The 18,120-nt window shown below is 75.4% G+C and carries 15 protein-coding genes; 13 read left to right on the plus strand and 2 right to left on the minus strand.

The genetic code is table 11. The features are described from left to right. Positions 1-5 precede the first annotated feature (5 nt). From ACFYZL_RS33205 to ACFYZL_RS33240, 8 genes are all read left to right on the plus strand, one after another. Complete coding sequence (locus ACFYZL_RS33205) at positions 6-1,202, plus strand: glycosyltransferase (protein ID WP_384757188.1); 1,197 nt, start codon at positions 6-8, stop codon at positions 1,200-1,202. Beyond that, positions 1,199-2,704: an exopolysaccharide biosynthesis polyprenyl glycosylphosphotransferase gene (locus tag ACFYZL_RS33210; protein WP_384757185.1), complete on the plus strand. Its 1,506-nt coding sequence runs from the start codon at positions 1,199-1,201 to the stop codon at positions 2,702-2,704. Before ACFYZL_RS33205 ends, ACFYZL_RS33210 begins: the two co-directional genes overlap by 4 nt. After that, entirely contained in the window at positions 2,704-4,161 is a 1,458-nt protein-coding gene (locus ACFYZL_RS33215) for an O-antigen ligase family protein (protein WP_388684166.1), read from the plus strand. Before ACFYZL_RS33210 ends, ACFYZL_RS33215 begins: the two co-directional genes overlap by 1 nt. 239 nt (positions 4,162-4,400) lie before the next feature. Further along, positions 4,401-6,107, plus strand: a complete 1,707-nt coding sequence (gene murJ / locus ACFYZL_RS33220) for a murein biosynthesis integral membrane protein MurJ (RefSeq protein WP_384757200.1) — start codon at positions 4,401-4,403, stop codon at positions 6,105-6,107. After that, the gene (locus ACFYZL_RS33225; protein ID WP_388684169.1) at positions 6,097-6,873 is read left to right on the plus strand and encodes a polysaccharide deacetylase family protein; all 777 of its coding nucleotides are present in this window, start codon (positions 6,097-6,099) and stop codon (positions 6,871-6,873) included. The genes murJ and ACFYZL_RS33225 overlap by 11 nt, the downstream gene beginning before the upstream one ends. Continuing rightward, positions 6,870-8,252 (plus strand): glycosyltransferase, encoded by a 1,383-nt coding sequence (locus ACFYZL_RS33230; RefSeq protein WP_388684171.1) that lies wholly within the window; start codon positions 6,870-6,872, stop codon positions 8,250-8,252. The genes ACFYZL_RS33225 and ACFYZL_RS33230 overlap by 4 nt, the downstream gene beginning before the upstream one ends. 81 nt (positions 8,253-8,333) lie before the next feature. After that, a complete protein-coding gene (locus ACFYZL_RS33235; RefSeq protein WP_384746750.1) occupies positions 8,334-9,035 on the plus strand; it encodes a lipopolysaccharide biosynthesis protein in 702 nt (233 codons plus the stop codon). Then, the gene (locus ACFYZL_RS33240; protein WP_388684174.1) at positions 9,032-10,177 is read left to right on the plus strand and encodes a GNAT family N-acetyltransferase; all 1,146 of its coding nucleotides are present in this window, start codon (positions 9,032-9,034) and stop codon (positions 10,175-10,177) included. Before ACFYZL_RS33235 ends, ACFYZL_RS33240 begins: the two co-directional genes overlap by 4 nt. A gap of 5 nt (positions 10,178-10,182) precedes the next feature. Here the strand turns inward: ACFYZL_RS33240 and ACFYZL_RS33245 are convergent, their stop codons facing one another. Then, positions 10,183-11,733, minus strand: coding sequence for a glycosyl hydrolase (locus tag ACFYZL_RS33245; RefSeq protein ID WP_388684176.1), 1,551 nt, complete (start codon positions 11,731-11,733; stop codon positions 10,183-10,185). Positions 11,734-11,885: 152 nt separating this feature from the next. Here ACFYZL_RS33245 and ACFYZL_RS33250 point away from each other — a divergent pair, with 152 nt between their 5' ends. The 5 genes from ACFYZL_RS33250 (at position 11,886) to ACFYZL_RS33270 (ending at position 17,412) form a co-directional block, all read left to right on the plus strand. Further along, positions 11,886-13,337 carry an ATP-grasp domain-containing protein gene (locus tag ACFYZL_RS33250; protein WP_384746744.1) on the plus strand — a complete coding sequence of 484 codons (1,452 nt, stop codon included), beginning with the start codon at positions 11,886-11,888 and terminating at the stop codon, positions 13,335-13,337. Positions 13,338-13,374: 37 nt separating this feature from the next. Then, positions 13,375-14,658: an NAD(P)-binding domain-containing protein gene (locus tag ACFYZL_RS33255; RefSeq protein ID WP_384746742.1), complete on the plus strand. Its 1,284-nt coding sequence runs from the start codon at positions 13,375-13,377 to the stop codon at positions 14,656-14,658. Positions 14,659-14,689: 31 nt separating this feature from the next. Beyond that, on the plus strand, positions 14,690-15,037 hold the full coding sequence (locus tag ACFYZL_RS33260) for a hypothetical protein (RefSeq protein WP_388684179.1): 348 nt from the start codon (positions 14,690-14,692) through the stop codon (positions 15,035-15,037). A 12-nt stretch (positions 15,038-15,049) separates the two neighbouring features. Further along, a complete protein-coding gene (locus ACFYZL_RS33265; protein WP_384746739.1) occupies positions 15,050-17,149 on the plus strand; it encodes a SpoIIE family protein phosphatase in 2,100 nt (699 codons plus the stop codon). Positions 17,150-17,244: 95 nt separating this feature from the next. Continuing rightward, a complete protein-coding gene (locus ACFYZL_RS33270; protein ID WP_384746737.1) occupies positions 17,245-17,412 on the plus strand; it encodes a hypothetical protein in 168 nt (55 codons plus the stop codon). Positions 17,413-17,582: 170 nt separating this feature from the next. Here the strand turns inward: ACFYZL_RS33270 and ACFYZL_RS33275 are convergent, their stop codons facing one another. Then, on the minus strand, positions 17,583-18,026 hold the full coding sequence (locus ACFYZL_RS33275) for a DUF6299 family protein (RefSeq protein ID WP_384746735.1): 444 nt from the start codon (positions 18,024-18,026) through the stop codon (positions 17,583-17,585). Positions 18,027-18,120: the final 94 nt, after the last annotated feature.

The raw sequence follows: 18,120 nt of genomic DNA on the forward strand, positions 1-18,120 counted from the left end.
TCCACGTGCCCACACAGCCACGGGCCGCACGGCCCACGACCGTCCTCCATCTCGTCCAGCCCGTCGACGGCGGAGTCGCCAGGGTCGTCACCGACCTCGTCCGCGCCCAGAGCGCCGAAGGCCTGCGCACCGTCGTCGGCTGCCCGCGCGGCGGCGTCCTGGCCGACGCCGCCCGGGCCGCCGGGGCCGAGGTGCTCACCTGGCGCGCCGGACGGGCCCCCGGCCCGGCGCTGCCCGCCGAACTCCTCGGTGCCCGGCGGCTGCTGAGCCGCGTGCGGCCCGACGTGCTGCACGCACACAGCGCCAAGGCGGGCCTCGCCGGGCGGCTCGCCGCGCGCGGCGCCCTGCCCACCGTCTTCCAACCCCACGCCTGGTCCTTCGAAGCCGTCGGCGGGGCCACCGCCGCCCTCGCCCTGCGATGGGAGAGGTACGGGGCCCGCTGGGCCGACCGGGTGCTCTGCGTCAGCGAGGCCGAACGCCGCGCCGGCGAGGCCGAGGGCATCGCCGCCCACTGGTCGGTGATCCGCAACGGCGTGGACCTCGACCACTTCCGCCCCGGCGACCCCGATCCCGACCACGACAAGGCCCTCGCCCGCGCCGGACTGCCGCTGCCCGCCGCGTTCCGGGGCGACGGGCCCCTCGCCGTCTGCGTGGGCCGGCTCTGCCAACAGAAGGGGCAGGACGTCCTGCTCCGCGCCTGGCCGGAGCTGCTCGCCACCGTCCCCGGCGCCCGTCTCGCCCTCGTCGGTGACGGCCCCGACGCCGAACGGCTGCGCCGCACGGCGGCCCTGTCGGGCACGAGAGTGCTCTTCGCGGGAGCCGCCCGGGACATCCGACCGTGGCTTCGGGCCGCCGATCTCGTTGTACTGCCGTCACGGTGGGAAGGCATGGCGCTCGCCCCGCTCGAAGCGATGGCCTGCGGCCGCCCGGTCCTGGTCTCCGACGTCAGCGGGGCCCGGGAAAGCCTGCCGCCCGGCCAGGGACGCCTGTGCCTCGTACCGCCGGAGGACCCGACGGCCCTGGCCAAGGCCCTGGGAGGGCTGCTCGCCGAGCCGCGGCTGCTCGCCGAACTCGGAGAGCAGGCACGGCAGCACGCCCGGACCGACTTCGACGTGCGGCGGACCACGGACGCGGTCACCGGTCTGTACCACGAACTGCTGGGCAGGCCCCGGCCCTTGAACCAGGAGCGCAACACCCGATGACGATGGACAGCGCACCCGCCAGGCGGCACACCGGGCAGGGCGGCCCCGGGTCGGCGGGCACCACGGCAGTACGCCGGGCCCAGGCCGCCATCCACCCCCCGCGCGGGCCCGAGGCCGACCGGGCCCGGCCCGCCGTGCGCCCGCAGCGGATCCGCCGCCGCGGGCGGGTGCTCCCGCTGCTCACCGCCGACGCGCTGGCCGCCGTACTGACCGTGGCGGCGCTGCCCGCACCGGCGCCGCCCGCCGGGGTGGCCGTTCCCATGGCCCTGCTCCTCGCCGCCCTGCACGCGCAGGCCGGGCTCTACCGGCCGCGGCTCGCCCCCTCCGCGCTCCTCGAACTGCCCGTGCTGGCAGGACGGTCCGCCGTGCTGTGGTGCGCGGCCGCGGCGGTCTGGGCCGCCGTCGACCCCGGCCGGGCCCTGGGATGGAACGTCCTGCTGACCGCCGTCTGCCTCCAGACCGTACTGACGTGCGCGGGACGCGGGTTCGTCAACCAGTGCCTGCGCCGCACGGCCGTGCGCAGGCCCGCCTCCGCCCTCGTCGTCGGACCCGGCGCCGGGGCGGGCGCGGTGGCCGCCGCCCTGCACGGGCGCCCCGAGTTCGGCCTGCGCCCGGTGGGGATCGCCGACACCGAGGCCGCCGCCGAAGGGGAGGGCGGCGCGATGCCGCTGCTCGCCACCCACGAGGACATCCGGCGCGCGGTGATCCAGAACTCCGTCCGGCACGCCGTGTTCACGCGTCCGCCCGAGGCCGACGAGCACACCGCCTCCCTGGTGCGGCTCTTCCACGACCACGGCTGCCGGCTCTGGCTCGCCGACCCGGCCGGCACCGCCAAGGTCACCGGCATGCGGGTGGCGTGCCCCGCCGACCAGCTGTGGGGGTACGCCGTGCAGCCCCTGATGCCGCGTCCCGCACGCCCGGCGGAGCGCTGGGCGAAGCGCGGCATCGACGCCGTGCTCGCGCTGCTCGCGCTGGCCGCTGCGGCGCCCGTGATGGCCGCCTGCGCGCTCGCCGTGCGGATCGGGGACGGGCCGGGGGTGATCTTCCGGCAGGAGCGGGTCGGCCTGTACGGGCGGCCCTTCACCCTGCTGAAGTTCCGTACCCTGCGCGCCGACGCGCACGAGGCCGCCACCCGGTGGACGGTGGCGGGGGACCGCCGGATGAGCGCCGTCGGCTCCTTCCTGCGCAAGTCCTCGCTGGACGAGCTGCCACAGCTGTGGAACGTCGTACGGGGTGACATGAGCCTGGTCGGTCCCCGACCCGAACGACCCTTCTTCGTCGCCAAGTTCTCCACCGTCCACCCCGGCTACGAGGCACGGCACCGGATGCCCGTCGGCATCACCGGCCTGGCCCAGATCAACGGCCTGCGCGGGGACACCTCCATCGAGGACCGGGCCCGCTTCGACAACCACTACATCGACACCTGGTCGCTGTGGCAGGACCTGTGGATCCTGGCCCGCACCGCGGCCTCCTTCTTCCGCTTCCGGCTGGGGGGCAGCTGATGAGCCTCGCGGTATCCCCGTCCCTCGAGGGCGTACGGCGGCCCGGCGAGCCGTTGCCGGTGCTGTTGCGGCGGCACTGGCCGCTGCTGCCGCTCGCCGCGACCGTGCTGTTCCTCCTCGCCCCGCTCCCGGCGGGGGACGCGACCGCCTCCGGGAAGGTCGGCCCGGCCGACGCGGCCTCGCTGCTGCTGGTGTTCGTGTGCGCCGTGCAGGCGGTGCGCGGCCGGGTGCGGGAGTTGAGCCCCCTCGGCGTGCTCGTGCTCGGGGCGCCCGGGGTCGGCCTCGCGGTGGCGACGATGACCGCGGGCGACCCGTACGCGGCCCTGCCGGGCTTCGTCCGCTACCTCCAGGTCTTCGTCCTGGTCCCGGCGGCGATCGTGCTGCTGGTGCGCGACGCGGCCGAGTTCCGGCTGGCCGCCGGGTGCTTCGTGGTGCTGGCGCTGGTGCAGGGCGCGTTGGGGGTCGTGCAGTACGCGACGCACACCGGGGCCTCGTACCAGGGCGAGGACGTCCGCGCCGTGGGCACCTTCGGCCCCGGTGACGTCATGGGCATGGCCACGGTGGTGGCGTACGGACTGATCGCGGCGACCGCGCTGGCCCTTTCGCCGGGGCTCGCGCCGCGGTTCCGGCGGACCGCCGGGGGCGTCGCGCTGCTGCTGGTGGTGCCGCTGGTGCTGTCGTTCAGCCGGGGCGCGTGGATCGCCACTTCGGGGGCGGCCCTGCTCGTCATCGTCCTGGCGGGGATCCGGCGGGCCCTGAAGGTGCTCGTCGCGCTGTGCGCCGTCGGGGTGGTCCTGGTGGGCGGGTTCGGCGTCGGCTCCGAGATGGTCGGCGAGCGGCTGGCCTCGATCACCCAGGTGTCGAGCGCCCCCGACCAGTCGGTGACCGACCGCTACACGATGTGGGCCGCGGCCGAGTCGATGTGGCGCGAGCGGCCGGCGGTCGGGGTCGGGCTGAAGGGCTTCCCGGCCAACCGGGACGGGCACTCCTCGCTGGGCCTGTCCTCCGGCAGCGACACGGCGGGCGCGGGCCAGGCGTTCCTGCGACAGCCGCTGCTCTCCCCGCACAACATGTACCTCCTGGTCCTCAGCGAGCAGGGACTGACCGGGCTGACCGCGCTGGCGGGCGGCTGGGCGGTGCTGCTGGTGGCGGGCCTCAGCCGGCTCGCCCCCGGCGGGGGCGAGCGGGGCGACGCGCGGACGCGGGACTGCGGGTTGATCGCGGTCGGGCTGTTCGTGTGGCAGCTCATCGACTTCCTGTACGCGGACATCGGCGGGCCGTCGACGGTCCTGACCGGTGTGATCGTCGGCCTGGCGGCCTGGTGGGCGCTGCCCTCCCCGGGGGGCGGCGGTTCGCCGGGTGCGGCCTCCGGGACCCGCGGAGTGCGCGGGGGTGCGGCCGCTGCCGCGGGCGGGCGCACCGGCATGCGCGCCGTTCCGGGTGCGGACGGCCCGTGACGGACACCACGCCCTGGCGGCCCGCCTCCGGCCCCCCGGCCGGGGCGGGCCCCGCCCATGTCCCGGCGGCCCCGGACCCGGGGTTCGTGACGGGCGGCCTGCCGAGGCCGGCCGAGGGTCCGGGCACGCCGGAACCCGGCTCCGGCGACGGTACGGCGGCGGGGTACGCCGCCGGCGGCTACACGGGCGGTGATCCCGGTCCGCGGAGCGTGCGGATCTCCGCCTGGGCCGGTGGGCCCATGGGTGCCCGCGGCGGCCGGGCCGGGGAAACCGCCGCGGGCGGCGGGCGGGACGGTCGCACGGCCGGGTCCCCCGCCGACGCGCCAGCCGAGCCCCCCGGTGGGAGCCAGCCGCTCGGGCGGTTCCTGGCGAAGGCCGCGGCCGTCACCGCCGGGCTGACCGCCGCCGGGGCGGTGTTCGGGCTGGTGCGGGACCAGACCATCGCGCACCTCTTCGGGGCCGGCCACGACAGCGACGCCTTCCTGATCGCCTGGACCGTGCCCGAGATGGCCTCGACGCTGCTCATCGAGGACGCCATGGCCCTGCTGATGGTGCCCGCGTTCAGCCACGCCCTGGCCCGGCGGGCCGCCGCCCGGACCGGGCTCACGCGCAAGGAGGCCCGCGCCCAGGACCCCGTACGGCTGCTGGTCGGGGCGACCCTGCCGCGGCTCGCGCTGTTCCTCGCCGTGGTCGCCGCGCTGCTCGTCCTCGCCGCGCCGGTCGTCGTCTCCGTCCTCGCCCCCGGTCTGCCCGACCCCGGGCTCGCCGTCCAGTGCACCCGGCTGACCGCCCTGACCGTGCTCTCCTTCGGAATCGCCGGATACTTCAGCGCGGCGCTGCGCGCGCACCGCTCCTTCGTGCCGCCCGCCGCGATCTACGTCTCGTACAACATCGGCATCATCGGCACGATGGTCGCCCTCCACGCCCTGTGGGGGGTCCGGGCCGCCGCGGCCGGTGTCGCCGTCGGCGGGCTGCTGATGATCCTCGTCCAACTGCCCTCCTTCATCGGGAACGTCGGCTTCGGCACGCCCCGCGGCCGGGGCGCCGCCCGCAGCCAGCGCGACCGCGACCGGCCCACCCTCATCGCCTTCGGGGTCATCGCACCGGTGATCTTCTTCGCGGTGTCCCGGCAGTCGCAGGTGCTCGTCGAGCGGTTCCTCGCCGCCTCCCTGCCGCCCGGGGCGATCTCGCACCTGAACTACGCGCAGAAGGTCGCGCAGATGCCGATGGTGCTGTCGCTGATGATCTGCACCGTCACCTTCCCCGTCGTCGCCCAGGCCATGGCCGGCGGGGAGCGGGAGAAGGCCCGGCGCCGCGTCGAACGGGACCTGGCACTGGCCTCGCTCGCCGTGCTCATGGGCACCGCGCTCGTCATCGGCTACGCCCCCCAGATCATCCAAGTGCTCTTCGAACGCGGAGCCTTCACGCACCGGGACACCCTCGCCACCGCCTCCGTGATGCGGGTGTACGGGCTCGGCCTCCTCGGCCACTGCCTCGTGGGGGCGCTGTCCCGGCCGTTCTTCTCGACCGCCCGGCCCACCTGGTTCCCGGCGTTCGCGATGGCCGCCGGACTCCTCGTCAACATCGTCGCCGGAGCCTTCGCCGTCCGCTGGTGGGGCACCTACGGCATCGCCGCCGCCAACGCGGCCGGCATCACCACCACCGCCGCCCTCCTGCTCACCGGCCTCGGCTCCCGGATCGTCGCCATCCAGGTCCGCCGCGTCGCCGTCAGCATCGGGCGGCTCGGCGTCGCCGCCGTCGCGGCCGGCGCCACCGGCTGGATCGCCGGGCCCATGATCCCCGACCCGCTGCTCAGCGCCGCACTCGGCTGCCTGTTGGTCCCGGCCATGTTCGGAGCCACCGGCACGGCCATACGCGCCCTCGAAGTCACCGCCCTGCCCGCTCAGATCTCCCAGCTCACGCAGAGGTTCCGCAATGTCCGCTGACACCGACACGGCCCCCGCCGCCGTGGTGGACCCACCCCGCCGGACCGCCTTGCCGTGGGTCCTGATGTACCACTCGGTCGCCGAGTTCACGGACCCCGCCGAGGACCCGTACGGCATCACCGTCACGCCCGTCGCACTGGAGGCCCAGCTGCTGTGGCTGCGCTCCCGCGGCCTGCGCGGGGTGTCCGTCGGCGAACTGCTGCGGGCCCGCGCCGCCGGGCGGGCCGCCGGGCTGGTCGGGCTGACCTTCGACGACGGCTACGGCGACTTCCTGACCGGTGCGCTGCCGCTGCTGCGCCGGCACGACTGCACCGCCACCCTCTTCGTCCTGCCCGGCAGGCTCGGCGTGGACAACGTGTGGGACCCGCTGGGACCCCGCAAGGCCCTGCTCACCGCGGAGGGCGTCCGCGAGATCGCCGACTCCGGACAGGAGATCGGCTCGCACGGGCTGCTCCACCAGGACCTCACCGCCGCCGCCGACGACGTGCTCCAGCAGGAACTGCGGGGCAGCCGCGACCTGCTGCGCGAGCTCACCGGAGTGCTGCCCGAAGGGTTCTGCTACCCGTACGGGCACCTCGACACCCGGGTCGTCGAGGCGACCCGGGCCGCCGGGTACGGGTACGCCTGCGCCATCGACCCCGGGCGGCTGGCCGGCCGGTACGCCCTGCCGCGCACCCACGTCAGCCAGGCCGACGGCGGCGCGCGACTGCGCGTGAAGCGGCTGCGCCACCAGGTGCGCGGACTGCGACGGGTGGTGCTGCCGTGAAGGCCCTGCACATCATCACGGGACTCGGCGTCGGCGGCGCCGAGCAGCAACTGCGGCTGCTGTTGCGGCACCTGCCGATGCGCTGCGACGTCCTGACGCTGACCAACCCCGGGCCGGTGGCCGAGGGGCTGCGCGCCGACGGGGTCCGGGTCGTGCACCTGGGCATGACCGGCAACCGGGACCTGGGGGCGCTGCCGAAGCTGGTGCGGTTCATCCGGCGCGGCCGGTACGACCTCGTGCACACGCACCTGTACCGGGCCTGCGTGTACGGGCGTCTCGCGGCGCGCGTCGCGGGTGTCGGGGCGATCGTGGCCACCGAACACTCCCTCGGGGACGCCGAGATCGAGGGCCGGCCGCTGACGCGGGGGGTGCGGGGGCTGTACCTGTCCGGCGAGCGGCTCGGCGCGGCGACGGTCGCGGTGTCCGACACGGTGGCCGCCCGGCTGGAGGCGTGGGGGGTGCCGCCCGAGCGGGTGCACGTCGTCCCGAACGGGATCGAGGCCGCCCGCTTCCGCTTCGACGAGGGCGTACGGCGCGGCACGCGGGCCAGGACCGGGCTGCCGGAGCGCGCCTTCGTGGTCGGCGGGGTCGGGCGGCTGGTACCGGGCAAGCGGTTCGACGTACTGGTACGGGCGGTGGCGGCGCTGCCGGGCGCGCACCTGCTGCTGGCGGGCGACGGGCCGGAGCGGGCGGCGCTCCGCCGGCTGGCGGCGGAGCTGGGCGCGCAGAGCCGGATCCACCTGCTGGGGGAGCGGGACCCGCTGGGCGACAGCGCGGACGGACGCACCCCGGGGATCCCGGCGCTGCTGGCGGCGATGGACGTGTTCGTGTCCCCGTCGCGCGAGGAGGCGTTCGGGCTGGCGGTGGTCGAGGCGCTGGCGGCGGGGTTGCCCGTGCTGCACGTGACCTGCCCCGCCATCGACGACCTGCCGGCCGTGCAGGCGCCGGGGGCGCGCCGCATCGGTACGGGCACGGAGGAACTCGTCGCGGCGCTGCGGGGGCACATGGAGGCGGGGGCGAAGCGGTTGCCGGTGCCGTCGGTGGCCCGCCACTACGACATCGCCCGCAGCGCGGCCCTCCTCATGGACGTGTACGACCTGGCCCTGAACCCTTCCGGGGCCGCCGCCCCGGACCCCGGTGGGGCCGCACCGGATCCGTTGGGGGCGCGGACCCCCCGGGGCTCCGCCCCGGACCCCGCGCCTCAAACGCCGGCGGGGCCGGACGTGGCCCCGGACGTGCCCCCGGCCGGGGTCGGGCTGCCCGGGCCGGGCCGGGGGGCGCAGGGCCCGGCCGTGCCGGATGCCGCACGGCAAGCGGAGCTGCCCTTGCCGCCGGGGCGGCGGCAAGGGGCCGCGTCCGGGCAGGGCGGTACCGGTTGAGCGTTGCCCCGTAGCTCCCCGCAGGGGGCCCGGCAGGGCCCGTAGAGAACTCCCCGACACACAGGAAGCGAGCGCACGCACATGGCCGACGCCGTTGATCCGAAGGAATCCGAACACCGTTCCGGCCGGCGCCGGCCGAGCCGCCGCCGGGTGCCGGTCTGGTGGCCGCTACCCGCCTGCGCGCTGGTCGGGCTGGCCGCCGGCGGGACGTACGGGGTGCTCAAGGCGCCCGAGTACGCCGCCACCAGCTTCGTCGTCGCCGTCCCGGACGACACCACCGAACCCGCCACCGCCCTCGGCTTCGCCCAGGCGTACGGCCGGATCGCCACCAGCAGTTCCACCCTCGCCTACGCCCAGCCCCGCGCGGGTGTCGGCGCCCGGCAGCTGCGGACCCAGGTGCGGGCCGAGACCTCCCCCGAGTCCCCGATGATCGCCATCACCGGCACCTCGAAGAGCCCCTCCGGCGCCGCCGACATCGCGAACGCCGTCGCCGACGCGCTCTCGCTGAGCAGCAACCAGGCCACCAAGAACACCGGGGTGAAGCTGCTGCTGTTCAGCCAGGCCGTCGCCCCGACCGAACCCGCCTCCCCCTCCGCCGCCATCAGCGGCGCGGTCGGGCTGTGCGCCGGCGGCCTGCTCGGCGGGCTGTGGCTGCTCGCCCGGCCCGGCGGCCGCACCAGGCGCCCCGAAGGGGCGGAGGCGCAACCGGTCGTGGAGGGGTACGCCTCGCTCCCGGCCCAGGGTGAGCACGCCGACGCCAAGGAGAAGGAGTCCGTCCGATGACCCGGTCCTGCGCCGGGCCGTCCTTGTCGGTGACCCTCTGCCGAGACCCCCGACAGTTCGCCGCCCTGGAGGGGCGGTGGAACCGGCTCGTCCGCGCCTGTCCCACCGCCACTCCCTTCCAGAGCCATGCCTGGCTGCACTCCTGGTGGCTGTCGTACGGGAAGGAGGGCCGGCTGCGCCTCGTCCTCGTGCGGCGCGGCGAGGAGCTGGTCGGCGCGGCCGCGCTGATGCTCGTACACCGTCCGATGCCGCTGCTGGTGCCGCTCGGCGGCGCCATCACCGACTGGTTCGACGTGCTCGTCTCCGCCGAGTACGCCGACGAGGTCGTCCCGGCGCTCGCCCGCGGGCTGCACCGGGCCGCCCGGGGCGCGGTCGTCGACCTGCGCGAGGTCCGCCCCGGGGCCGCGGTCGAGCAGCTGTACAAGCACTGGCCGGGGACCGGCGCCCTGCTCACCGACTCCACCTGCATGGAACTGCCCACGCTGCCCTTCGACGAGCTGGTCAAGCGGATGCCGGCTTCCGGAGCCCAGCGGGTACGGGCCAAGCTGCGCAAGACCGACGCCGTCGGGATCGAGGAGCACGAGGTCACCGAGCAGGAAGTACCGCGTGCCGTAAGGACGCTGCTGCGGCTGCACGAGAAGCAGTGGCGGGGCCGCGGGGTGACCCCCGAGCACCTGCGGCCGCGCTTCGCCGAGCACCTGACCCGGGCCACCCGGCGGATGGTGCGGGCGGGGGAGGGCCGGCTGACGGAGTTCAGGCTGGACGGGAAGGTGGTGGCGTCCAACGTCACGCTGCTGTCGGCCGGCCTGAGCGGCGGCTACCTGTACGGGGCCGACCCGGAACTGCGCGCCCGGAAGGTGGACGTGGCGACGCTGCTGCTGCGCCACGAGGCGGGGCGGGCGCTGGCCGACGGCCGCCCGGTGGTGAGCTTCCTGCGCGGCGACGAGCCGTACAAGAACCACTGGAGGCCCGAGACGGTCGTCAACCAGCGGTTCCTGCTGGCCACGAACGCGCTCGCGCCCCTGCTGCGGCTGCGCGAGTCGCAGCTGGCGGGGCGCGAGCGGGCGGTGGACGCGCTGCGGGAGGCTCTGCCGGCCGCCCGGGACTGGCGGGCGCGGCTGGGTGAACTGCGCGTGCGATGAACCGTCTAGAAGGGCCAGTAGCCGGATTCCCTGCCCCAGTCGACCTTCACGCAGACCGACTGCTTGCCGACGAGCTTGGAGAGCCACTCGCCGAAGCTCAGCGGCACGCACCACTGCTTGCTGTTCGCCGGAGGGGTTTCCGGCTTGGGCTGGGGCGTGGGCTTGGGCTTGGGGGTGGGGGTGGGCTTCGGCGTCACGGCCGGGGCGGGGTCGGGCTTCGGCGCGAGCGGGCTCGGGCTCGGGTTCGGGTTCGCGGGGAGCGTGGCGTCCGGGGTGGGCTCGGGCGCCGGGTCGAGCGGGCTCGGGTCGACCGGAGTCGGGGACACCGGCAAGGGCTTGGGGACGTCGGGTGTCGGTACCGGCGTGGGTGTCGGCACTTGTGGTGTCGGGATCGGGGGGACCTCGGGCGTCGGGATCTGTGGCGACGGGACCTGGGGGGTCGGGATCTGGGGGGTGGGGACGTGCGGGGTGGGGATCTGAGGCGTCGGGACGACCGGCGTGGGGATGACCGGGGTGGGCACCACCGGGGTCGGGACCACCGGGGTCGGGATGACCGGCGTCGGGACCGGGACGGCCTTCTCCGGGGTCAGGGCCTCCCGGAAGGCCTTCGACGACTCGGGGTTCTGCTTGCACTGCCACACGCCGTGCGGGCAGTAGTCGGTGATGGTGTGGTAGAGCGGCTTGTGCTGCTCGATCCACTGCAGCATGCGCCGCACGTACTCCGCGTTGTCCCCGCGCCGGAACAGCCCCCACTCCGGGTACGAGATCTCCTTGCCGTGTGCTTCTGCGAAGTCGACGTGCTGCTGGAGCCCGTACGGCTGGGAGATCTGGTCGTCGAAGGTGTCGCCGGGATCCTGGTCGTACGAATCCATTCCGATGATGTCGACCACGTCGTCGCCCGGGTAGCAACGGGTCCAGCCGATCGCGTCCGTGCCCCGGTTGGGGGCGAAATCGAACTTGAACCTCTGACCGGGAACGGACCGCATCGTGTTGACGATGCGCTTCCAGTACGCCTTCCAGTTCTCCGGGTCCGGCCCGCAGCGGTGCGAGTAGGTGGTGCCGTTCATCTCCCAGCCGAGCACGATCACCGTGTCGGGCACGCCCAGCGTCACCAGCCGCTCGGCCAGCCTGCGGAAGTGCACGTCGTACTCGCCCTGCGCGCCCGCCCTGATCAGCCGGGCGACCCGGGCGTCGGACAGCCGGTCCTCGTTGTGTTCCTGCATGGGCACGTTGAGGACGAACATCCGGTCGCCGCGGGACAGTCGCCACGCGGCCCAGTCGGCGAGGAAGGAGACGCGTCCCTCGATGCCGGCCCACTGGTCACCGGGCAGGTAGGTGTGGCCCACCCGGATCTCCTTGCCGCCCAGCCAGTTCGACAGGAGCGGGATCCGGGCGACTCCGGTCGGTCCATAGTCGAGATAGGCGCCCATGGCGATGTCGTCGTGTCCGGACCAGCCCTTCGAGGGCGCCGCCGACAGCGCGGCGCCGGTGGCGAGCAGTCCGGCCGCGACCGTACCGATACAGGTGCTCGCCAGTCGGCGGCGTGGTCTGCGCATGGCGTCTCCCCGGGCTTTCCCGAATCGGTGTGCTTGTCAAAGACGTTAGACATCAGATCCGACGAATGGCCTGCCCGGTGGCGGCCTCCTAGGCCATTCGCATCTGCGTAGCATCCTCCGCTTGGTCCGACTAGGTGAAAGACGCCGTTGCCATGCACGCCCCTCCCTTCCACGTGCCCGCTGTTGTGCTCAGACTCGACCGGAATCCGTTCCACCACGGAACCCTCGGCGCCGTCAGGTCCCTTGGCCGCAAGGGCGTGGAGGTCCATGCCGTCGTCGAGGCCGGGGGAGGTCCCATGGGGCGTTCGCGGTACCTGCGCGCCGTGCACCCCGGCCCGCCCGGCGGGTTGGACCCCGAGGCGCCGGAGCCGTTGCTGGAGTGCCTGACCGGGGTGTCGGAGCGGATCGGGCGGCCCGCGGTGCTCATCGCCATGGACGATCTGAGCGCGATCGCCGTGGCACGGGTCGCGCCGATGCTGGAGGGCCGGTTCCGGATCCCCCGTCAGCCCGACGACCTGCCGGCCCGGGTCGCGGACAAGGCCGAGCTGGCGCGGCTCTGCGCCCGGTGGGACATCCCGCACCCGGAGACGGTGGTCCCGCGGAGCGCGGCCGAGGCGGCGCGGGCCGCGTGGCGGCTGGGGCTGCCGCTGGTGGCCAAGTGGAGCCGGCCGTGGCTGCTGCCCGCCGGGGGCGGGGAGCTGCGGAGCACCGTGCTCGTACGGACCGGCGCCGAGGCGGTCCGGCTGTACGAGCGCTCCGCCGAGGCGGGGAGCCCGCTGCTGCTCCAGCGGTTCCTGCCCGGCGGGCCGGACACCGACTGGTTCTTCCACGGCGCCTTCGGCCGGGGCGGACGTCCACTGATCGCCGGGTCGGGCCGCAAGGAGCTGTCCTGGCCGCTGCGGACGGGGCTGACGGCGGTCGGCCGCTGGCTGCCCGATCCGGCGGTGGAGGAGGCGGGGCTGCGGCTCGCCGAACGGCTCGGCTACCAGGGGATCCTGGACCTGGACTTCCGCAGGGACGAGTCGGGCGCCTTCCGGCTCGTGGACTTCAACCCGCGCCCGGGCGCGCAGTTCAGGCTGTTCACCGACCCGGCCGGGCTGGACGTCGTACAGGCGATGTACCTGGATCTGACGGGCCGGCGGGTGCCGGAGCCCTCGGGCGGTCCGGGCCGGGTGTTCCTCGCCGAGAACTACGCCCTGCTGGCCGTGCTCCGCGGCGGCAGGCCGCCCGCGGTCCGGGCGGCCCGGACCCCGCCGGGTGCGGTGCGGCGGTCCGGCGCGGGCGCCGCCCCGGCGGCGGGGGGCGCCGACGCGGGCCCCGTTCCCTTCGTGCCGCGGCCCGCGGCGGCCCGGCGCGGGCGGGTGGAGGCGGCCTGGTTCGCGGCCGACGATCCGGGGCCGTTCCTGGCGATGCTCGCCGCCTTCGCGGGGCGGGGCGCCGGGAAGGCGGCCCGGGTGCTGCGCGGTTTCCCGGAGCAGGGGCGGCGCACCGCGCTCGCGGCGGTCCGGGCACCGCGCAGGCGGGGCGGGGAGCGGCCGGGGCCGCCCGCGCGGCCCGCCCCGCCGGAGGCATCGGCGGAGCCGGACGAGTTGGTGACCAGGTGAGCGGGCCCGTCCGGCGGGCACAAGGGGAGGAGCGTCCGTGACGCGGGTCGACGATCTCGTGGTGGTCGGCGCGGGCCCGTACGGGCTGTCGATCGCCGCCCACGCGGCCGGCGCGGGGCTCGACGTACGGCTGCTCGGGCGGCCGATGGCCTCCTGGCGCGACCACATGCCCGACGGGATGTACCTGAAGTCGGAGCCCTGGTCCTCCAACCTGTCGGCGCCCGACGGCGGGCACACCCTGGCCGACTACTGCGCCGGCCGGGGACTGCGCGCGGAACACGGCACTCCGCTGCCGATCGGCACGTTCAGCTCGTACGGGATGTGGTTCGCCCGGCACGCCGCGCCCGAGGTGGAGGAGGTGACCGTCACGGAGGTGACCCCCGAGGGCGACGGGTTCCGCGTCCGCACCACCGAGGGGAAACAGCTGCTCGCCCGCACGGTGGCCCTCGCGGTCGGGGTCATGCCGTTCGTGCACCTCCCCGAGGCCCTGCGGGGGCTGCCGCCCGGCCACTGCTCGCACAGCAGCGGCCACCGGGACCTGGCCCGGTTCGCCGGGCAGGAGGTCGCCGTGCTCGGGGCCGGGCAGGCGGCTCTGGAGACCGCCGCGCTGCTGGCCGAGCAGGGGGCCCGGCCGTGCCTGGTCGCCCGGCGCTCCCGGCTGAACTGGAACACCGTGCCGCAGCCCCTGAGCCGGCCCGCGCTGCGTGCCCTGCGCGCTCCGCACAGCGGCCTCGGCACCGGCTGGCGCAGCTGGGCGTGGTCGGAGCTGCCCTGGGCGGTGCGCGGGTTGCCCGCGCGGAGGAGGGAGCGGATCGCGGCGACCGCGCTGGGGCCGGCCGGTGCCTGGTGGCTGCGCGAGCGGTTCGAGCGGCGCGTGCCCGTGCTGCTCGGGCACGAACTGCGCCGGGCGGTCGCCGAGGGCGGGCGGACCAGGCTCGAACTGACCACCCGGTCCGGGACACCGGTGTCCCTGGACGCCGCGCACGTCATCGCGGCCACCGGCTTCGTGCCGGACCTGGCCCGGCTGGAGCTGCTCGACGCGGGGCTGCGGGCCTCCCTGGCGACCGTGGGGCGGACCGGGACGCCGGAGCTCGGACCCGGTTTCGAGTCCTCGTGGCCCGGGCTGTTCTTCGCGGGGCTGCTGACGGCTCCCTCATTCGGCCCTTCCATGCGATTCGTGCACGGTGCGGGCTTCACGGCGGGGAGACTGGTGAGAGGAGTCCGAAAGCGCCTCGGCGCCGGAGGCCCGCTGTCGGGCGTGCGGACGATCGTCGCGCCCCGCCGGGCCGCCGCCGGGTCGCCGAGGACGTATCTGCGGTGAGTGACGGAACTGCGGGTGAGAGAGGTCTGCGATGAGCGCGGAGCGAGCACAGGGCCGTGGCTGGGTGCGGATCCCCGCCAGCCGCGGGGAACAGCCCGCGGCGGCCAGGACCGCCGGGTACGAGCCGGCCCGCGGGCCGGCCGGGAACCAGGCGCCGCCCTCGCACCGGGCGCCGTACGGATCCGCGTACGGAGCCGACTACGGGTCCGGTTACGGGGCCGGGTACGGGGCCGGTCACCAGGCCGGGCAGGTCCCCGACCACGCCACGATCTACCTGTCCCTCGTCAAGCGCTGGCGGGAGGCCGGGCGCACTCTTCCGGGGCATCCTGACGAGGAGTGGGAGCGGCTCATCTCCCAGCCGTGCTGGCCCGTCCGTTAGGTGGTGTGAAGCGTGGCAGCGGCGGAGCAGGACGGACCCGGGCGGGCCCGGCGGCCCGGCGGGGGCCCGCCGGCGACCGGGCCGGGGGAGCGGCTCGCGCTGAACGGCATGGGCAGCTTCGAGTGGGACCTCGACGCGGGCGCGATGGTGCTCGACGAGGCCGGGATGGCCGTCGTCGACGTGACGCCGGAGGAGTTCGACGGCACGCCGGAGGGGCTCGGGCTGCGCATCCCGCCCGAGGACGCCGCCCGGCTGAACGAGAGCGTGGCCTCCGTCCTCGACGCCGGCGGGGACACGTACGGCGCGTACTTCACGGTGCGCAGGCGCGACGGCACCGACCAGTGGACCCACACCCAGGGCCGCGTCCAGCGGACCCCGGAGGGGCGGGCGTACCGGATCGTGGGGATCGTCCGGGACGCCACGCCGGAGCTGGCCCACGCCACCCTGCTGCGGAAGCTGGAGACGGCGCGCGCCCAGCAGACCACGATCGTGCAGCGGACCACCGAGGCCCTGTCGCGGGCGGTGACGGTCGACGACGTGACGGCCGCGCTGACCGGGGCCGGGGCCCTGGAGCGGCTCGGCGCGGACGGCTTGGCGCTCGGTCTGGTCGAGGGCGCCTCCATCAAGATCATCGCGCTCAGCGGGGAGACGCTGGAGATCCTCAGCGAGCGCCAGTTCACCCGGTTGGACGGCTCGCTCCCGCTGTCGCAGGCGGTGCTCTCCCGGAAGGCACGTTTCGTCACCTCGCTCACCGAGCTCGGCGGGGAGTTCCCGCTGCTCTCGGAGTACCTGAACCGGATCCACTACGACGCGGCCGCCTACCTGCCGCTCATCGCGCAGGCCAAGGCCATCGGCGGGCTGGTCCTGTTCTACCGGCGGCGCAGCGAGTTCAGCCCCGAGGAACGCAACCTGTGCCTGGGCCTCGCGGGCATCGTCGCCCAGTCGCTCCAGCGGGCGCTCCTCTTCGACCAGGAGCGGGAGTTCGCCACCGGCCTCCAGGCCGCCATGCTGCCGCGCCGGATCCCCGAGATCACGGGCGGGGAGATCGCGGTCCGCTACCACTCCGCCTGGAGCGGGCGGGAGGTCGGCGGGGACTGGTACGACGTGATCGCGCTGCCCCGCGACCGGGTCGGCCTCGTCGTCGGCGACGTACAGGGCCACGACACGCACGCCGCGGCCATCATGGGCCAGCTGCGCATCGCCCTGCGGGCGTACGCGGGGGAGGGGCACCCGCCGTCCACGGTGCTGGCGCGGGCCTCGCGCTTCCTCGCCGAGCTGGACACCGAACGCTTCGCGACCTGCATGTACGCGCAGGTGGACCTGGAGACCGGGGGCGTACGGGCGGTCCGCGCGGGCCACCTCGGCCCGCTGATCCGTCACACGGACGGGCGCACCGGCTGGCCCAACGTGCGCGGCGGCCTGCCGCTCGGGCTGGCCTCCGTCTTCGAACAGGAGGAGTTCCCCGAGACCCGGCTCGACCTGGTCCCCGGCGAGACCCTCGTGCTGTGCACCGACGGGCTCGTGGAGGAGCCCGGCACCGCCATCACCCAGGGCATGGAGGCCCTCGCCCACGCGGTGCGCAGCGGCCCCCAGGACGCCGGGGCGCTCGCGGACCACCTCTCCGACCGGCTGTGGGAGCGCTGGGGCTCCGGGGACGACGTGGCCCTGCTGGTGCTGCGCCGCGCCCCCGACCCGGGCACCCACCGGGCCCCGCGCATCCACCAGTACGTCCACCAGGCCGATCCGGAGGGCCTGTCGGAGGCCCGCTACGCGCTGCGGCAGGCGCTGCGGGACTGGGGCATGCCGGAACTCGCCGACGACGTGGAGCTCGCGGCCGGGGAACTGCTGGTCAACGCCCTGCTGCACACGGACGGCGGGGCGGTGCTGACCATGGAGGTGCTGCCCGAGCCGGTGCGCCGGATCCGGCTGTGGGTCAAGGACCGCTCCAGCGTGTGGCCGCGCCGGCGCTCCCCGGGCGAGGCGGCCACCACCGGGCGCGGGCTGCTGCTGGTGGACGCGCTGGCCACGCACTGGGGCGTGGAGTCCCGGGGCGAGGGCAAGGCCGTGTGGTGCGAGTTCGACGCGAACGGCAGCCCCCGGAGCGTGGGGTGACCGGACCGTCACGCCGAGTTGTGGGGTGTCGGGAGCGGGGTGATGATGCGGACCATGACAGCTTTCGTGTGCGACCGGCTCCGCGGGACCGCGCAGTGCGCGGGCTGAGCAAGGGTGCGATCACGGGCGTCCTCGCCCTGATCCTCCTCGCCGCCGGGGTGCCGACGGTCGTGGACCGGATGACGGGACGGCCGCACGCGGTCCCCGGGTGCCAGTCGGTGGCCTTCATGTCGATGACGGACGTCGCGCCCGAGTGCCGGTAGCCGCGCCGCCCGGACGCCCGGTATCGGGCCCGCGCCCCGGACCGGGGCGTGCGGGGCCCGGCCGTCGGCCGCCCGGCTCCGGGCCCGTGGCTCCGCCCCCGGCCCGGGCGACCGGGTCCGGGCAGCGGCGGCCACCGGACCGGCGGGCGTGCGTGGTGGGCCCGTACCGCTCAGCGGTCCGCCCGGACCTCGCCGTCCCTTACGTCCTGGGCGACCGTGGCGACCGCCGACGGCATGAGGCCGGACAAGTGGACCTCCTGCAGCTCTGCCGTGACGGTGGCCCGGCCCGGCCGCACGCTGCCTGTCGCGAAGCCGGGCGCGTGCGCCTCCCAGACGCGCTCCGTACCGTCACAGACGACCTGCGCGCCGCCGATGCTGAGCTGGTGGCCGTCCTGCAGGACCGCGGCCTTGATCTGCATCGCCCCCAAGGGTGACGCCTGTTCACAGTGGTAGGTGCCGGAAAGAGTGATGGTGCCGTCCCCGGCGATGTGAACGTCAGGCCGTACGGAAATGCCCTGGTTGAAAACGGTGGCGCCGGCAGGGGCGGTGAATACCGCCGTCGAGGCCAGTGCGGACAGGGCTGCCAGCGCCATTCGGCGGCCGGAGATGCGCATTCTTCCTCCAAGGGATCGCAGCGGCGGGAATCCGCCGGAACGAATTGTGCTGGCAGCCGGGCACCCTCACTCGCTCCGCGCACTCGTGTCGGTG

The sequence above is a fragment of the Streptomyces sp. NPDC001717 genome (assembly GCF_042892775.1).
In the GTDB taxonomy this organism is placed as follows: Bacteria; Actinomycetota; Actinomycetes; order Streptomycetales; family Streptomycetaceae; genus Streptomyces.

Excerpts from the sequence above, each read along its gene's own strand:
- ACFYZL_RS33210 (WP_384757185.1), top strand. The coding sequence starts at position 1,199 with ATGACGATGGACAGCGCACCCGCCAGGCGGCACACCGGGCAGGGCGGC.
- ACFYZL_RS33215 (WP_388684166.1), top strand. The coding sequence starts at position 2,704 with ATGAGCCTCGCGGTATCCCCGTCCCTCGAGGGCGTACGGCGGCCCGGC.
- murJ (WP_384757200.1), top strand. The coding sequence starts at position 4,401 with ATGGGTGCCCGCGGCGGCCGGGCCGGGGAAACCGCCGCGGGCGGCGGG.
- ACFYZL_RS33225 (WP_388684169.1), top strand. The coding sequence starts at position 6,097 with ATGTCCGCTGACACCGACACGGCCCCCGCCGCCGTGGTGGACCCACCC.
- ACFYZL_RS33235 (WP_384746750.1), top strand. The coding sequence starts at position 8,334 with ATGGCCGACGCCGTTGATCCGAAGGAATCCGAACACCGTTCCGGCCGG.
- ACFYZL_RS33240 (WP_388684174.1), top strand. The coding sequence starts at position 9,032 with ATGACCCGGTCCTGCGCCGGGCCGTCCTTGTCGGTGACCCTCTGCCGA.
- ACFYZL_RS33245 (WP_388684176.1), bottom strand. The coding sequence starts at position 11,733 with ATGCGCAGACCACGCCGCCGACTGGCGAGCACCTGTATCGGTACGGTC.
- ACFYZL_RS33250 (WP_384746744.1), top strand. The coding sequence starts at position 11,886 with ATGCACGCCCCTCCCTTCCACGTGCCCGCTGTTGTGCTCAGACTCGAC.
- ACFYZL_RS33260 (WP_388684179.1), top strand. The coding sequence starts at position 14,690 with ATGAGCGCGGAGCGAGCACAGGGCCGTGGCTGGGTGCGGATCCCCGCC.
- ACFYZL_RS33275 (WP_384746735.1), bottom strand. The coding sequence starts at position 18,026 with ATGCGCATCTCCGGCCGCCGAATGGCGCTGGCAGCCCTGTCCGCACTG.